We start from the raw sequence: 14,562 nt of genomic DNA, 5'->3' as shown, positions 1-14,562 counted from the left end.
GTACGGGCAGCGGAGGGAGCGGCGGTGACGAGTTCCGGAGTGCCGGGGGCGGCGAGGGTCGACAGCGTCGAGGAGCTGATGGAGCTGCTGCTCGCGTGCCGCGGGGCGTGGGACACGCCCGACCACAGCGGGGACCCGGTCGATCTGCACGATCATGGGCTCCAGACTGCTGCACTCCTGCGCCGCTCGCATCCGTTCGACAAGGAGCTGCAAGTCGCCGGACTCGTGCACGACCTGGGCCACCTGCTGTTCCCAGGCGACGACGCCGGCCACGCCGACCACGCCGCACGGGCGGTCCGTCCGCTGCTCGGGGAGCGGGTGGCCCGGCTGGTGCGGCTGCACGTGCCGGCCAAGCGCTACCTGGCGGCCGTGGAGCCGGGACAGGCGCTGTCCCCGCAGAGCGCGCTGACCCTGCGCGCGCAGGGCGGGCTGATGGACGGGGCGGAGATCCGGGCGTTCGCGGCCGACCCCGACGCGGAAGCGGCCGTGACGTTGCGCCAAGCGGATGACGCGGGCAAGGTCGTCGGGCTCGACGCGGGGGTGATGGAGGACTGGCGTCCGGTCCTGGAGCTGGTGGCGGCGGGGGCGTACGAGCGCACGCCGTGAAACGGCCGTGCCCCGGCCCCCTTCGCGGGGGACTGGGGCACGGAGCCGGGTCACGGGGCAGGAACGGAGCCGGCACGCACGGAGCCGGGAGGCGGGGTCGGCACGGAGCCGGGACGCCCGGCCGGGACCGCGGGTCTACCAGTTGGCGGGCGCGTAGTCCTTGAGGAAGACGCCGTAGAGGTCCTCGCCGGACTCGCCGCGCACGATCGGGTCGTAGACCCGGGCCGCGCCGTCGACCAGGTCGAGCGGGGCGTGGAAGCCCTCCTCGGCCAGGCGCAGCTTGTCGAAGTGGGGGCGCTCGTCGGTGATCCAGCCGGTGTCGACCGAGGTCATGAGGATCCGGTCGCTCTGGAACATCTCCTGGCCGCTCGTCCGGGTGACCATGTTCATCGCGGCCTTGGCGGCATTGGTGTTCGGGTGCCCCGCGCCCTTGTAGCCGCGGCTGAAAACGCCTTCCATCGCAGAGACGTTGACGATGTGCGCGCGCCCGCTGGTCGCCCTCCGCGCGGCCTCGGCCATAGCCGGCCGCAGCGCGCTGATCAGGATGAACGGCGACGTGTAGTTGCACAGCTGGGTTTCGAGCAGCTCCACCGGGGAGATCTGGTCGATGGTCTGCACCCAGGTGTTGCTCTCGACGACGTCGGGCAGCAGGCCGCCGGCGTCGATGGCGGTGCCGTCGAGGTGCCGGGCGATGCTGGCGTTGCCCGCGACCAGGGCGAGGTCGGCGACCTTCTGCGCTTCGAGGCCGCTCACGCCGACGGGCAGGGCCGCCAGGCCGTCGACCGCTCCGGAGTTGAAGGCGCCGATGACGTGGTGGGCGGGGAGCTCGCCGGCGGGGAGCGGGGCGCTCTCCCCCTCGACCAGCGCCGCGTAGGCCGAGGGCAGGCGGCGCACGGTCTGCGTCGCGTTGTTGATCAGGATGTCCAGCGGACCGGCCGCGGCGACCTGGTCGGCGAGCGCCACGGACTGGGCCGGGTCGCGCAGGTCGATGCCGACGACCTCCAGGCGGTGCATCCAGTCCGCCGAGTCCTCCATCGCCTTGAAGCGGCGGATGGCATCCTTGGGGAAGCGGGTGGTGATCGTGGTGTGGGCGCCGTCGCGCAGCAGCCGCAGCGCGATGTACATGCCGATCTTGGCCCGGCCGCCGGTGAGGAGCGCGCGCTTGCCGGAGAGGTCGGCGCGGGCCTCGCGCCTGGCGCGGTTCTCGACGGCGCAGTCCGGGCAGAGCTGGTGGTAGAAGTAGTCGACCTCGACGTACCGCGCCTTGCAGACGTAGCAGGAGCGCGGGCGCTGGAGTATCCCGGCGATCCGGCCGGCCTCCGTGACCGAGGAGGGCAGGATGCCCTCGGTCTCGTCGTCGATGCGCTCGGCGGAGCCGGTCGCGGTCGCCTCGGTGACGGCCTTGTCGTTGGCGGTCTTGGCGGCGCGGCGCTCCTGGCGGCGGCGCTGCTTGACCGTGCGGTAGAGGCCCGCGGTGGCGCGGCGTACGGTGATGGCGTCGGGGTGGTCGACGTCGATCTTGTCCAGCTCGTCGAGCACGCTGAGGCAGAGCGCCAGCCGCTCGGGGTCGATGCCCGGCCCGTAGGCGTGGTCGTCCCCGCTCAGGTGGTTGTCTTCGGTCACCGTCATGGCCGCTGCCGTTCCTTGATCACTCGTCCGCGTCCGCCTGCTGCGGAAGTCCTCAAAACCGCCACTGTACGGATCCGACGCGCCCGGGACCAAACCCGTGCGGGCACGCCTCACGCACCGCGACGCTGTGGTCACCATGGGCAGCCTCGTGCGGGCCTGTAATCCTTCCGGAGTATGCCTGGGGTATGACCGATGACCACCTCCAGGAGGAGGAATGGGCAGCTCAGGTCGGGCATTGTGGAATTCATGAGTGCCCTAGCGCTGTCGGTCCTGCTCTGCCTGGTGTCCGCCGTGGCGTACGCGGGCGGCGCGATCGTCCAGGAACGGGTCGCGGTGAGCACGCCCGACCGCCCGTACGCGCCGCTGCGCCGCGCCGGTTGGTGGTGTGCGGTCGGGCTCAACGGCCTGGGCGCCCTGCTGCACGTGGTGGCCCTCGCGTACGGCCCGCTGAGCCTGGTGCAGCCGCTGGGCGCGCTGACCATCGTCTTCGCGCTGCCGATGGCGGCCCTCTTCGTGCACCGCCGGGCGGGCGCTGCCGCATGGCGCGGCGCGCTGCTGGCCACGGTGGGACTGGCCGGACTGCTGGCCCTGACGGACGGGGCCGGGGACCAGCCGCTGGCCGACGGGAAACGGAGCCTGCTGCTGATCGTCACCGCCGCCGGGGTGACCGGGTTGTTCGTGGCGGCGCACCGGATGCACCGGCCGGTGTTGCGCAGCGTGCTGCTGGCGGCCGCGGCCGGCACGGCCTTCGGCATGGCCTCCGTGTTCACCAAATCGGTGGCCGAGTACACCGGAAGTCCGGCGCCGGGCGCGCCCGGCGCACTGTGGCCCGACCTGGTGGCGATCGCCGTCCTGGCGTCCGTCGGACTACTGCTCTCGCAGGCGGCCTACCGGGGTGCGGGGCTGACCGCACCGCTGGCCACGGTGACCGTGGTCAACCCGGTGGTCGCGGCGGCCGTCGGCATCTCGCTGTTCGACGAGGGCTTCCGGTACGGGTCGGCGGGCACGGCGGCGGCACTGGCCAGCGCCGTACTGGCGGCGGCCGGCCTGATCCTGCTCACGGGCGTGCCGCCGCACGTACGGGGGTCAGATGCCGACGCCGCGGCCGCGGAGGTACTTCAGCGGGTCGATGTCGGAGCCGTAGCCGGGGGACGTGCGGATCTCGAAGTGGAGGTGCGGTCCGTTGGTGTTGCCGGTGGAACCGGAACGCCCGATCCGCTGACCTCCGGACACCTGCTGCCCGGCCTTGACGCCGAGCGCCGACAGGTGCGCGTACTGGGAGTAGCGGCCGTCGGCGTGCAGGATGACGACCTGGTAGCCGTACGCCCCCGCCCAGCCCGCGGAGACGATCTGGCCGGGGCCGACGGCCTTGACGGAGGTCCCGGTGGCCACGGGGAAGTCGACGCCCGTGTGGTAGCCGCTCGCCCAGGAGGATCCCGCGACGTGGTAGGCGGTGCCGATGCCGGCGTCCACGGGGGCGACGAAGCCGCCCGAGGCGGGCTTCTGCTGCGCTGAGGCGGGTACGGGAGCGGGCTTTTCGGCCGGCTTCTCGGCGGGCTTCTGCGCGTTCGGTTCCACGGGCTTGACGGGCTCGGCGGTCCGCGGCGGCTTCTCGGGGTTCTGCGCGGGCGGTGCGGCCGGCGGCGCCGGCGCGGCGGTGACGCGCAGCGTCAGTCGCTGACCGGGGAAGATCAGGTTCGGGTCGCCGCCCACCGTGGCCCGGTTCGTCTCGTACAACGCCTGCCAGCCGCCCTCGACGTGCTGGCCGGTGGCGATGGCCGAGAGGGAGTCGCCGGGCGCGACGACGTACGGGTTCGGCAGGACCGAGGTCCCGGTCGGGCGGGGCGCGGCGGTCTGCGGGGCGGCCGGCTTCGCCTCCTGGGCCTGGACCTGGACCTGGGCCTTCACTCCCTGCCCCTGCCCCTGCCCCTGCCCCTGCGGTGAGACGGCGGGCGCGGGGCCGCTGCGGGAGAGTCCGGCCTGCTTCCCGCACACCGGCCAGGCCTGTGGGCCCTGCCCCTTGAGGACCTTCTCGGCGACCGCGATCTGCTGGTCCTTGGTGGCCAGGTCGGCGCGGGCCGCGTACGCGGTGCCCCCGAAGGCGCGCCAGGTGCTCAGGCTGAACTGGAGTCCGCCGTAGTAGCCGTTGCCGGTGTTGATGTGCCAGTTGTTGGTGGACTCGCAGTCGGCGACCTTGCTCCAGGTGTCCACCGAGGCGGCCTGGGCGGTTCCGGCGCCGATCAAAGGGAGTGCGAGCCCGGCGCCACCGGCGGTGACGGCGAGCGAGGCGCGGTTGATGCTGCTCGGCTGGTACCGGCGATGCCGACCCCGTACACCCATGGGAGCCCCCATTGAAGACATCAGGAACCGCACAACTTAACGGGGCGATCAGAGCATGACAAGGGGCGCAACAGGTCGCACTTTCACGGAAGTTGACAAGCTTTCGCATGGCGTTGGATCCGCAGGTATATCTGCCCATGTAGCGTCGCATTCACCCGCACATCGAGGCACTCAGGAGCGCATGCATGAGCAGCACGGCCCAGATCGGCGTCACCGGGCTCGCGGTGATGGGGAGCAACCTCGCCAGGAACTTCGCCCGCAACGGCTTCACCGTCGCCGTCCACAACCGGACGGCCGCGAAGACCACCGCCCTGGTGAAGGAGTTCGGGCACGAAGGCACCTTCGTCGCCGCCGAGTCCGCGAAGGAGTTCGTGGACGCGCTGGAGCGGCCACGTCGCCTGATCGTCATGGTCAAGGCCGGAGAGCCTACCGACGCCGTGATCCGCGAGTTCGCCCCGCTGCTGGAGCCCGGCGACGTCATCATCGACGGCGGCAACGCGCACTTCGAGGACACCCGGCGGCGCGAGAAGGAACTGCGCGAGCAGGGCATCCACTTCGTGGGTGCGGGGATCTCGGGCGGCGAGGAGGGTGCGCTGCTCGGCCCGAGCATCATGCCGGGCGGCTCGGCCGAGTCGTACGCCTCCCTCGGCCCGATGCTGGAGAAGATCTCGGCGAAGGCGGCCGACGGTACGCCGTGCGTCTCGCACGTCGGCCCCGACGGCGCCGGACACTTCGTCAAGATGGTGCACAACGGCATCGAGTACGCCGACATGCAGCTCATCGCCGAGGCCTACCACCTGCTGCGCGAGGTCGCCGGCTACTCCCCCGCGAAGATCGCGGACACCTTCCGGGAGTGGAACCGGGGCCGGCTGGACTCGTACCTGATCGAGATCACGGCGGAGGTGCTGGCCCACACGGATGCCGGGACCGGGCGCCCGTTCGTCGACGTCGTGGCCGACGCCGCCGAGCAGAAGGGCACCGGCCGCTGGACGGTACAGATCGCGCTGGACCTGGGCGTGCCGGTGTCGGGGATCGCGGAGGCGGTGTTCGCCCGTTCGGTATCGGGCCACGCGGAGCTGCGTACGGCCGCCCGGGGGCTCGCGGGTCCGGCTGCCGAGCCCCTCTCGGCGGAGGCGGCGGACGCCTTCGCGGCCCAGGTGGAGCAGGCGCTGTATGCCTCGAAGATCGTCTCGTACACCCAGGGCTTCCACCAGATCCTGGCGGGCAGCCAGGAGTACGGCTGGGACGTGGACCCGGGCGCGGTGGCCTCGCTGTGGCGGGGCGGCTGCATCATCCGGGCGGCGTTCTTGGACCGGATCCGTGCGGCGTACGGCGCGCGGCCGGACCTGCCGAGCCTGCTGGCGGACGACGGCTTCGCGCAGGAGATCGGTGCGGCGCAGGAGGACTGGCGGGCCGCTCTGGTGGCGGCGGTGCGCCACGGGATCCCGGCCCCGGCGTTCGCGGCGTCACTGGCGTACTACGACGCACTGCGCTCGGAGCGGCTCCCGGCGGCCCTCACCCAGGGCCAGCGGGACTTCTTCGGGGCGCACACCTACCGTCGCACCGACCGCGAGGGCTCGTTCCACACCCTCTGGAGCGGCGACCGCTCCGAGGTCCGTACGGACTAGCCCGCGTCCCTGCTGAGCGGTCCGGGCTGCGGGATCGGCGCGGGCCCGGGCGGCGGTGGCACCGGATCGGGCTCAGGCACCGGAGTGGGCACCGGCGGTACGGGCCGCGGAATGGGCTCGGGGTCCGGGAACGGACCCGGCCCGGGCGGGGACGGCACGGGATCCGGCTCGGGGGCGGGCGGCTGCGTCATCTCTACGTTTCGCACCATGAGCCCCACCTTCCCTGCAATCGGCGTCGTACGCCCATCGAAAACGGCGCCCCCGGTGGTCTGAGCCGCCGGGGGCGCCGTCGCGTGCGCGTGTCGGGATCAGCCGCCGGAGACGGGTGTCCCGTCGAGGCCCGCGGCGGTACCGCGGAAGGCCACGGCGTTCCCGTCGTCCGCGACGGCCCACAGGTCCGTCAGGCCATCGCCGGTGAGGTCACCGCTCGATCCGAGGACAGGGTAGGCCGCCCGGGCGATGCCCGAGGCGATCTTCGCCCGGTTGGCGGCCACGCCCCAGCCGGCGGGGTCGACCTTGCCGTCGGCGCCCTTGACGCCGGCCACGCGGAACACGTCGCCCGGGGCGTCCTGCCGCAGCCACGGGTCGGCGAGGCCGTCACCGTTGGTGTCGCCCGGGACCACCACCGTGTGCCCGTCCCGGTCGGCGCCGCCGACGAGGACGGGCGGACCGGAGGCGTCGAGGAGGCCGATGCCGTTGCCGTAGCACGCCCAGAGTCGCTCACCCTGCTTCACCAGCAGGTCGGGGGCGCCGTCCGCGTTGAGGTCCCCCGCGTCGACGACGTCCTCGGCGTCGCACCAGTGGTCGTCGGCACTCTCGCATCCGAGGTCGGGGTCGGCGACCGGGCAGGTGACGGTCAGTTCGACGCGCTCGTCGCGGACGGCACCGGTGCCGGGGTTCGGGTACACCCAGAGCTTGTTCTTCCGCTCGACGGCGTTATGCTCCACCACCACGAGGTCGGTGTGGCCGTGGCCGGACCAGTCGCCGCTCGCGACGACCTTCGTGCCGGCGGGGAAGGTGACTCCGCCGTCGACGGCCGGTGCGAAGGCGCCGTCTCCGCGGCCGGCGGAGAACCGCAGTCGCCCGTCGGAGCCGAGGCTCCACACGTCGCGCAGGCCGTCGCCGTCGAGGTCGCCGGCGCGGTCGGGGCCGCCGGCGGGGCGCTCGTTCGCGTAGAACAGGTAGGTCGCGGTGTCGGAGCGGTTGCCGGCCCCGTCGACGCTGTGGGCGTAGACGAAGTGCGGGCCCTGCGAGGGCGGGGTCAACAAGAACGGCGCGTGGATCAAACGACGGCACGGAGAGCGGCCGTGAGGCCCGGGGCGGGGCTGGCGAGGACCGGAGTGGCCGTCGTGGTCAGGGACGACGCGTCCGCCATCGAAGCCTGGGCCAGGACGATGACGTCCGCGTCCGTGACGGTGTCGGCCGCCCGCGCCGTGAGGCGGAGGTAGCCGGCGGTGTCCCCGGCCTCGAAGCGGGACCAGGCGTCCGCGACCACGTGGGTGGTGACCGAGACCGGGCGGCCGGCCCGCTCGGCCTCCTCCCGCAGGAGGGCGACCGTCGGGTCCAGCGTCGACTCCACGGTGGCCAGGACCGCGACGCGCGCACCCGTACGGACCGCCTCGGAGGCCATCGGGCGGTCGACGCGCAGGACCGGGACGCCGAGCTCCGGGGCCAGGGCCTCCGCGACGGCGCCGATGGTCGAGCAGGTGACCAGGACCGGCCCGGCGGAGCCGTCCAGCAGGGCCCGGACGGCCGGAGCCACCGAGTCCGGGCCCTGCGCACGGGCCCGGTCCAGCAGCTCCGGCACCACGAGGTGGCGCAGTACGGCGTCGGGGTGGTCCCGGTCCCGCAGGGCGTCGAAGACCGGCACGTGGACCGGCGACGTGTGCAGCAGGGTCAGGCCCGTCACCACAGGTCGGGGCTGGCGTCGAGCTGCGCCTTCGCCGCCGCCACGACCTCGGCCGGCGCCTCGGGCGCCTGCTCGGGGTGGCGGGCGGCCCAGCTCGCCGCGTACGGGCACAGCGGCACCACGGGCACCCCTTCGCCCGCGGCGATCCCGTAGAAGGCCTTCACCAGGTCCCCGGCGATCCCGCGCCCCTGGTGCCCCGGCTCGACGATGGTGTGCACCGCCACGAGGGCGTGGGGCGCCCGCTCGGTCACGAAGTACGCGATGAGCCCGACCACCTCACCGCCCTCGACGGCGAGCAGCCGTCCGGCCTTCCGGTCGTCCTTGAACTCGATGGCCCCGGTCTGCGACATGGTCCCCGACTCCCCTCAGACAGCCACTGCGTGGGGGCTGCGCTCCTGGTCCGTTCCCGGCACCGGGGCGGATGGGTCCGCGCCCAGTTCCACGATGCGGTTGTCCGCGTCGACGTGTACGACCCGCGGCTTCAGCGCCCGCGCCTCGGCGTCCTCGACCTGTGCGTAGCTGATGAGGATGACGAGGTCCCCCGGGTGCACGAGGTGTGCGGCGGCGCCGTTGATCCCGATGACCCCGGAACCGCGCTCGCCCTCGATGACGTACGTCTCCAGCCGCGCCCCGTTGGTGATGTCCACGATGTGAACGAGCTCCCCGGGCAGCAGGTCCGCCGCATCGAGCAGATCGGCGTCGACGGTCACGGATCCGACGTAGTGCAGATCGGCCTGGGTCACCGTGGCCCGGTGGATCTTGGACTTGAACATGGTACGAAGCATGCGAATACTCCCGATATGTCAGCTCCCTGCCTGCTTCGCGCAGGTCAAGGGCGGTCCCGGCAGCCTACAGCCGTTCGCAAGTTCGGTCAGCTTTCCCCAGGTCTTCCAGGACTCATGCTGACCGATTGCTGACTTCCCTGATGCACCATCACGCTGCTGGAGTGTCGTGTTCCGGGAGCCCTCTGCTTCGACGGCAGCGTGGGATCAGCGCCTCTGGGCCTGCTGGTCGCGGAGTGCACAGGCGCCGCAGACGGGGCACATACCGGGCTTTCAGTTCCATACCTGGAGCGCGAGCAGCGCAGCACTAGTGACCTGAGTCAGCACGCCTGTCACCGGTGTGCCATGCAGGCGGCGCGAGTCGACCTACTGAGGTTTTCAGGGTGGGGTCGGTGGGGTGATGGGTAGTCGGGTGCCGGTGAGGCATCCGTCGATGAGTGCGGGTCGGAGTTGGATGTGTCGCAGGCCTCGGCGGAGGGTGCGGGTGAGGTGGTCTGGGTCGGTGAAGGCGGTGTTGGCCATCGGTCCGCGTCGCAGGAGCGACCAGATGCCTTCGACGGGGTTGAGGTCCGGTGCATACGAGGGAAGTTGGAAGACGGTGAGTCAGTCGCGCTTGGCCGCGTACCGCTTCATGCCGAGGGCCAGGTGTGTGTTCAGGATGCCCCTATGGTTTGTCAAGCAGCGGGAGCCGCCATTGTGACCGCGGGAGGCCGGATGTGTCGGTAGATCTCCCGGGCGACGTAGCGTTTGAGACAGCGGATGATCTCGCGCCTGGACATGCCCTCGGCTGTGCGTCGTTGCAGGTAGGTCCGGGTGCGTTCGTCCCAGCGAATACGGGACTGGACGATGCGGTAGAGGGCGGCATTGGCCTGACGGTGACCGCCGCGGTTCAGCCGCCTGCGCTGGGTTTTGCCGGAGGACTGCTCGACCGGGCTCACACCGCACAAGGCCGCGAACGATGCCTCATCCGTGAGTCTGTCGGGGTTGTCACCTGCGGCGCTGAGGAGGACCGCAGCACTGTCGGGCCCGACGCCCACCAGCTCCAGCAGCTGTGGCCGACAGGCCCGCACAGCCTTGGTGGTGCGCTTGGTCAGCTCCTTGATCTCGTGGGAGAGGTTCTGGACCCGGCGGGCAAGCAGGCGCATCGTGAAGACCGCTTCGCTGTGATCATCGTCGAGTTGAGGTTCCCCCGAGATGCGGGGATGAGTGACGGATGGCCAGATGGGTCTCGCGAGAGGAGCCCAGACGATGCCCGCACCGAGGAAGTACCCGTTGGAGTTGCGTGAGCGTGCGGTACGGATGTATCGGACCGCCGAGCCGAAGCCCGTGATCCGCCGCATGGCCGAGGATCTCGGCGTGCACCACGAGGCCCTGCGTAACTGGATCCGGCAGGCCGAGGCCGACGCCGGCGAGCGAGGAGACCTGCTCACCACCGCCGAGCGCGAGGAACTGGCCGCCCTGCGGAAGGAGAATGTCCAGCTCAAGCGGGCGAACGAGGTCCTGCGGACGGCCTCGGCTTTTTTCGCGGCCCAGCTCGACCCGACCCGGCCCAGGTGACGGCGCTCGTCGACGAGCACCCGCACCTGGGGGTCGAGCCCGTACTCCGGGAACTGAACATCCCCTCCACCACCTACTACCGTTGGCGCCAGGCCGAGACCGAGCCGTGCGAACGGCACCGTCGGGACGCCGAGCTGACCAGCAAGATCCGTCAGGTCCACGACGAGTCCGGCGGGATCTACGGCTCACCCCGCGTGCACGCCGTCCTCAAGCGCGAGGGCACGCGCGTCGGCCGCAAGCGCGTCGAACGGCTCATGCGCCAGGCCGGCCTCGCCGGGATCAGCCCTCGCCGGAGCAAGAGCTTCACCCGACGCGACCCGGACGCGGATCTGGCCCCTGACCTGGTGCAACGCGACTTCACCGCGAGCGGGCCGAACCGGCTGTGGGTCACCGACCTGACCATGATCACGACGCTGGAGGGCCCGCTGTGGCTCTCCGCGATCCGCGACGCGTTCTCCCGCCGGGTGGTGGCCTGGGAAACCTCTGCCCGCGCGGACGCGGACCTGGTCCTGACCACCCTGGAGTACGCCCTGGCCAGCCGCGAAGCCACCCCCGGCGAGCTCATTCACCATGCGGACCACGGCTGTCAATACACATCCGTGAAGCTCACGACACGCCTGGTCAGGGCAGGGATCCAGGCATCCATGGGCTCGGTCGGCGACTCGTTCGACAACGCCCTCGCGGAGAACCTGTGGATGCTGATCAAGACCGAGTGCATCCGCGGCCGCACCTTCGCCACCCGGGCCGAAGCGAACCTCGCACTCTTCGAGTACATCGACGGCTTCTACAACCCCCGCCGCATCCAGAAACGGCTCGGCTACCTCAGCCCGATCGAGTACGAGGAGAAGCACTACGCCGACCAGGCAGCAGCCGAACAAGTGAACCTGACACCACGTCAACCCGCCCTGGCCAGCTAGTCAACCGCTCCCGCACAGCGGGGGAACCTCAGATCGACCACACGCATCTGATGCGGTCCCTCGCAGGCTTCCCCGCCAGGGATGCCGTCGAGGGCTGGCTGAAGGCCGGAGTAATGGACAGGGGAACCTTCGCGCCGACGGTGGAAGGCACCCCGCAAGGAGGGGTGATCAGCCCGCTCCTGCTGAACATTGCCCTGCACGGAATGGAGGAAGCAGCCGGGGTCTCCTGGAGAAGGCACGGGAACTCCCGGGTCCTCAAGGAGGGGTCCCCGGCCCTTGTGCGGTACGCGGACGACTTCGTGGTCATCTGCCACACGGAGAAGGACGCGCATCAGGCGTACCGGCGGCTGAAGGAATGGTTCACGCCCAGGGGGTTGGCTTTCAACGAGGAGAAGACTTCGGTCCGCCACCTCAAAGACGGCTTCGACTTCCTCGGGTGCACTGTCCGGACGTACGCCAACGGATACACACTCGTGACGCCGAGCAAGGACGCGGTGAGGAAGGCCAAGGGGCGTATCCGGGACGTTGTCCGGTCGAACCGGGGGAAGCCTGCGGACCGCCTGGTCCCAGAGCTCAACTCGTTCGTCCGGGGATGGACCGCGTACTACCGCCCCTGGAGCTCGAAGAAGGCCTTCAAGGAAGTCGATCGGATCGTGTTCGGCCAGCTCTGGCAGTGGGCGAGCAGACAGCATCGGCGGAAAGGAAGGCAGTGGATCGCGGCCCGGTACTGGGAGCACGCTGAAGCGCGCGGCGTCCTCCAGAGCGACCAGTCCGCCCACGCAGGCGGCCGCCAGCTCTCCGACGCTGTGTCCGATGACAATGGAAGGACGTACCCCCCAGGCGCGCAGCAGCTCGGCGAGCGCGAACTGAACGGCGAACAGACCGGGCTGGGCGTAGCGAGTGTCCGTCAGCGGCGCTCCTGCGTCCGTCGTGCCCGTCCCGTCCGTACCCGTGCCGAAGAGCACGGAGCTCGTCTCCGTCCTGACCCCGGGCCGCTCCGCTGCGGATCCGGAACGGATCGTGATCTCCTCCCGGCTACCCACAGGGCCTCCTCCGCCGCCACCTCGGCGGGAGTGTCCGCGATCCCCGTGGCCGTGGGCGTGCCACCAGGACCGCAGCAGCCTGCGGAAACAGGCAACCGTCACCGCTACATCAGTGAATCGGTGGAGGTCCTGACGGCCCCTCGCCCCAGCCCCTCCGAAGCCTTCGGCGCGAGCCGCCCGGGCTTCTTGATCCACCTTGCATCAGCACGGGGTTGGAAAAGGCTCCTTGGCGTGGCGAAGGCCTGGAGGCGGCGGAGGCCGGAGCTCGGAGCCATGAACAGCAAGCCGCTGGATTCAGTCGATTCCATGCATGTGCTGTGTGCGTCACGGCGGTGATCGATCAACTATCGCTCCAGATCGATCAACGGGGCTTTTCGTTCCAGTCAAGGCCACCTGGCGTACCCGAACTGACTATGCTCGCCAAGCGTGTTGCGCTGCATTTATCGCGAGTCGAACGTCGCATTGCGCGAAGACGGAGCCTGGACGTAGAGAGGCATGAGCACCGATGCGATCTCGAACCGGCCCCTCGGGCACACCCATTGGAACATCCTTGCTCGGCCGAGCGAAGTCCCGACCGTTCTTGTCGGCGCACCGCATCACGCCCAGTCCACCAATTCCAGACTGTTTAGGGACCCTTCGATGGTTCGTGCAGGTTCAACCCCTAGAGCGCTGTCGCATGCAGTGGCTCCGGCATGGCTAATCCCCCCTGGTGTCCTGGCTGGGGCCTGCGGTGTGGCGCTGGTCTGTGTTTCCGCGCAGATACGCACGCCGGTTGCCTGGTGCGGCCTCGTCGCGGTCGTCCTGGCGGCCATCACTTCGGCTGAGACGGCGCGCCGGGCGCGCTCGGCAGAAGCGGCCCGCTACACGCGGGCGAATGCCGAGGTACAGCGGTACTACGCGCAACGCGAGACCGCGCTGCTCGCGCGCCTGTCCGATCAGCGGGCCACCACTGTATGGCTCGCCGAAGAGCTCCTGCCCGCGGCTGTCGCCCGCCTGCAGAAGGGTGAGCCCCCTTCGGAGATCCTGCAGTCCGTCCCGTTCGGGGAACATCTCGACAGCGAGTTCGCCGAAGCGCTCCGGGCAGCTCTGCGGACGCTCCTGGAAGCCGTGGATGCCGAGGAACGCACCCGGGACTCGTCGCAGCGGGCACTGGTGGCGATCGCCCGGCGGGTCCAGGCAATCGTGCATCAACTCGCCAAGGACCTGCGCGACATGCAGATCCTGCATGGTACGGATGTAGTGGTCTCCCATGGCCTGCAGGACATCGACCATCGCAATGCCCTGATCGGGCGCCTTGCGGCCAGCATCGCGGTACTGGGTGACGCCCGGCCCGGGCGTCAGTGGTCGAAAGCGATCCCTCTCTACGACATTGTGCGAGGGGCCATGTCACGCATCGTGGACTATCCCCGCGTGAAGCTGCAGTCGGTGACAGAGGTGGCTGTGATCGGCCAGGGAGCCGAGCCGCTGATCCACCTGCTCGCCGAGTTGCTCGACAACGCCACTACCTTCTCACCGCCGCACGCCCCGGTCGAGGTGACCGCGAGCGAGGTGCCCACTGGTGTCGCGATCGAGATCGAGGACCGTGGGGTCGGGCTCACCGAAGAGGCCCGCCAGCGCATCGACCGCGTCATGGCTCACGCATCATCCGGCATGGATCTGGCCGACCTGGGCGAGGCAACGCAGCTCGGCCTGCCCGTCGTCAGTAGGCTGGCCCGCGAGCACGGCCTCGACGTCGACTTGCGCACCTCCGCGTACGGAGGCGTGCGGGCCGTCGTGCTCGTTCCGCGGCGCCTGATCACCACAGTTCAGCAGCCTGCCTCGAAAGTCCAACAGTTCACGCCGAGGCCCACGGGCGCACCGACCGTACCGAGGCCGACGATGACGCGCGATGCCGCAGCAGAATCTGTCGAAGCCGAAAAGACGGTGAACGGACTGCCTCAACGGCGACGCGAGTCGCCCGTCCCGACACCGGTCGTCCGCACGACCCCCCATCCCCCGGCCGCTCCGGCTGCCACCCCGGGAACGGCCGACGCACCTCGGCAGCCGGGCCTGATGTGGGAGGCGTTCAGCGGCGAGAAGAGATCGAGTACGGGCCCTTCCATTCGAACCAACGAGCCATCAGACGAGGGTGAGTAACCGTGCCGCCACTGC

Annotated in this window: 12 protein-coding genes and 4 pseudogenes; 7 read left to right on the top strand and 9 right to left on the bottom strand. The window is 70.6% G+C overall.

The window, feature by feature from the left end; genetic code table 11:
- Nucleotides 1-78 precede the first annotated feature (78 nt).
- Nucleotides 79-606 carry an HD domain-containing protein gene (locus OHA65_RS32770; RefSeq protein ID WP_329316481.1) on the top strand — a complete coding sequence of 176 codons (528 nt, stop codon included), beginning with the start codon at nt 79-81 and terminating at the stop codon, nt 604-606.
- A 135-nt stretch (nt 607-741) separates the two neighbouring features.
- Here the strand turns inward: OHA65_RS32770 and OHA65_RS32765 are convergent, their stop codons facing one another.
- Nucleotides 742-2,235 (bottom strand): SDR family NAD(P)-dependent oxidoreductase, encoded by a 1,494-nt coding sequence (locus OHA65_RS32765; RefSeq protein WP_329315298.1) that lies wholly within the window; start codon nt 2,233-2,235, stop codon nt 742-744.
- A 246-nt stretch (nt 2,236-2,481) separates the two neighbouring features.
- Between OHA65_RS32765 and OHA65_RS32760 the strand changes: the two are divergent.
- Nucleotides 2,482-3,297 (top strand): annotated as a pseudogene (locus OHA65_RS32760) (DMT family transporter); the annotation flags it as partial.
- 24 nt (nt 3,298-3,321) lie between these two features.
- Here OHA65_RS32760 and OHA65_RS32755 read toward each other — a convergent pair.
- A complete protein-coding gene (locus tag OHA65_RS32755; RefSeq protein ID WP_405763029.1) occupies nt 3,322-4,575 on the bottom strand; it encodes a transglycosylase family protein in 1,254 nt (417 codons plus the stop codon).
- A 185-nt stretch (nt 4,576-4,760) separates the two neighbouring features.
- Between OHA65_RS32755 and gndA the strand changes: the two genes are divergently transcribed.
- Complete coding sequence (gene gndA, locus OHA65_RS32750; protein ID WP_327279750.1) at nt 4,761-6,203, top strand: NADP-dependent phosphogluconate dehydrogenase; 1,443 nt, start codon at nt 4,761-4,763, stop codon at nt 6,201-6,203.
- 308 nt (nt 6,204-6,511) lie between these two features.
- On the opposite strand, the gene OHA65_RS32745 is transcribed toward gndA, so the two are convergent.
- The 6 genes and pseudogenes from OHA65_RS32745 to OHA65_RS32720 form a co-directional block, all read right to left on the bottom strand.
- On the bottom strand, nt 6,512-7,471 hold the full coding sequence (locus OHA65_RS32745; protein WP_328764443.1) for a VCBS repeat-containing protein: 960 nt from the start codon (nt 7,469-7,471) through the stop codon (nt 6,512-6,514).
- A 14-nt stretch (nt 7,472-7,485) separates the two neighbouring features.
- Entirely contained in the window at nt 7,486-8,115 is a 630-nt protein-coding gene (locus tag OHA65_RS32740) for an aspartate/glutamate racemase family protein (RefSeq protein WP_327279748.1), read from the bottom strand.
- Nucleotides 8,109-8,462, bottom strand: a complete 354-nt coding sequence (locus tag OHA65_RS32735; protein ID WP_328764442.1) for a GNAT family N-acetyltransferase — start codon at nt 8,460-8,462, stop codon at nt 8,109-8,111. The genes OHA65_RS32740 and OHA65_RS32735 overlap by 7 nt, the downstream gene beginning before the upstream one ends.
- 15 nt (nt 8,463-8,477) lie before the next feature.
- Nucleotides 8,478-8,897, bottom strand: a complete 420-nt coding sequence (gene panD / locus OHA65_RS32730) for an aspartate 1-decarboxylase (RefSeq protein WP_327279746.1) — start codon at nt 8,895-8,897, stop codon at nt 8,478-8,480.
- Between the two features lie 375 nt (nt 8,898-9,272).
- Nucleotides 9,273-9,551: pseudogene (locus OHA65_RS32725) on the bottom strand (transposase); the annotation flags it as partial.
- A 17-nt stretch (nt 9,552-9,568) separates the two neighbouring features.
- Nucleotides 9,569-10,039 (bottom strand): transposase, encoded by a 471-nt coding sequence (locus OHA65_RS32720; RefSeq protein WP_405757965.1) that lies wholly within the window; start codon nt 10,037-10,039, stop codon nt 9,569-9,571.
- A 103-nt stretch (nt 10,040-10,142) separates the two neighbouring features.
- Between OHA65_RS32720 and OHA65_RS32715 the strand changes: the two genes are divergently transcribed.
- From OHA65_RS32715 to OHA65_RS32705, 3 genes and pseudogenes are all read left to right on the top strand, one after another.
- Nucleotides 10,143-10,451, top strand: coding sequence for a transposase (locus OHA65_RS32715; RefSeq protein ID WP_327280916.1), 309 nt, complete (start codon nt 10,143-10,145; stop codon nt 10,449-10,451).
- A complete protein-coding gene (locus tag OHA65_RS32710) occupies nt 10,448-11,368 on the top strand; it encodes an IS3 family transposase (protein WP_328764441.1) in 921 nt (306 codons plus the stop codon). Before OHA65_RS32715 ends, OHA65_RS32710 begins: the two co-directional genes overlap by 4 nt.
- Before the next feature lie 32 nt (nt 11,369-11,400).
- Nucleotides 11,401-12,087: pseudogene (locus tag OHA65_RS32705) on the top strand (group II intron maturase-specific domain-containing protein); the annotation flags it as partial.
- A 78-nt stretch (nt 12,088-12,165) separates the two neighbouring features.
- On the opposite strand, the pseudogene OHA65_RS32700 reads toward OHA65_RS32705, so the two are convergent.
- Nucleotides 12,166-12,333, bottom strand: a pseudogene (locus tag OHA65_RS32700) (acyltransferase domain-containing protein); the annotation flags it as partial.
- 573 nt (nt 12,334-12,906) lie between these two features.
- On the opposite strand from OHA65_RS32700, the gene OHA65_RS32695 reads away from it, so the two are divergent.
- On the top strand, nt 12,907-14,547 hold the full coding sequence (locus tag OHA65_RS32695) for a sensor histidine kinase (RefSeq protein ID WP_371645522.1): 1,641 nt from the start codon (nt 12,907-12,909) through the stop codon (nt 14,545-14,547).
- Nucleotides 14,548-14,562: the final 15 nt, after the last annotated feature.

This window comes from Streptomyces sp. NBC_00045 (genome assembly GCF_045041095.1).
Classification (GTDB): Bacteria; Actinomycetota; Actinomycetes; order Streptomycetales; family Streptomycetaceae; genus Streptomyces.
This window is presented reverse-complemented; position numbering and strand designations above follow the sequence as displayed.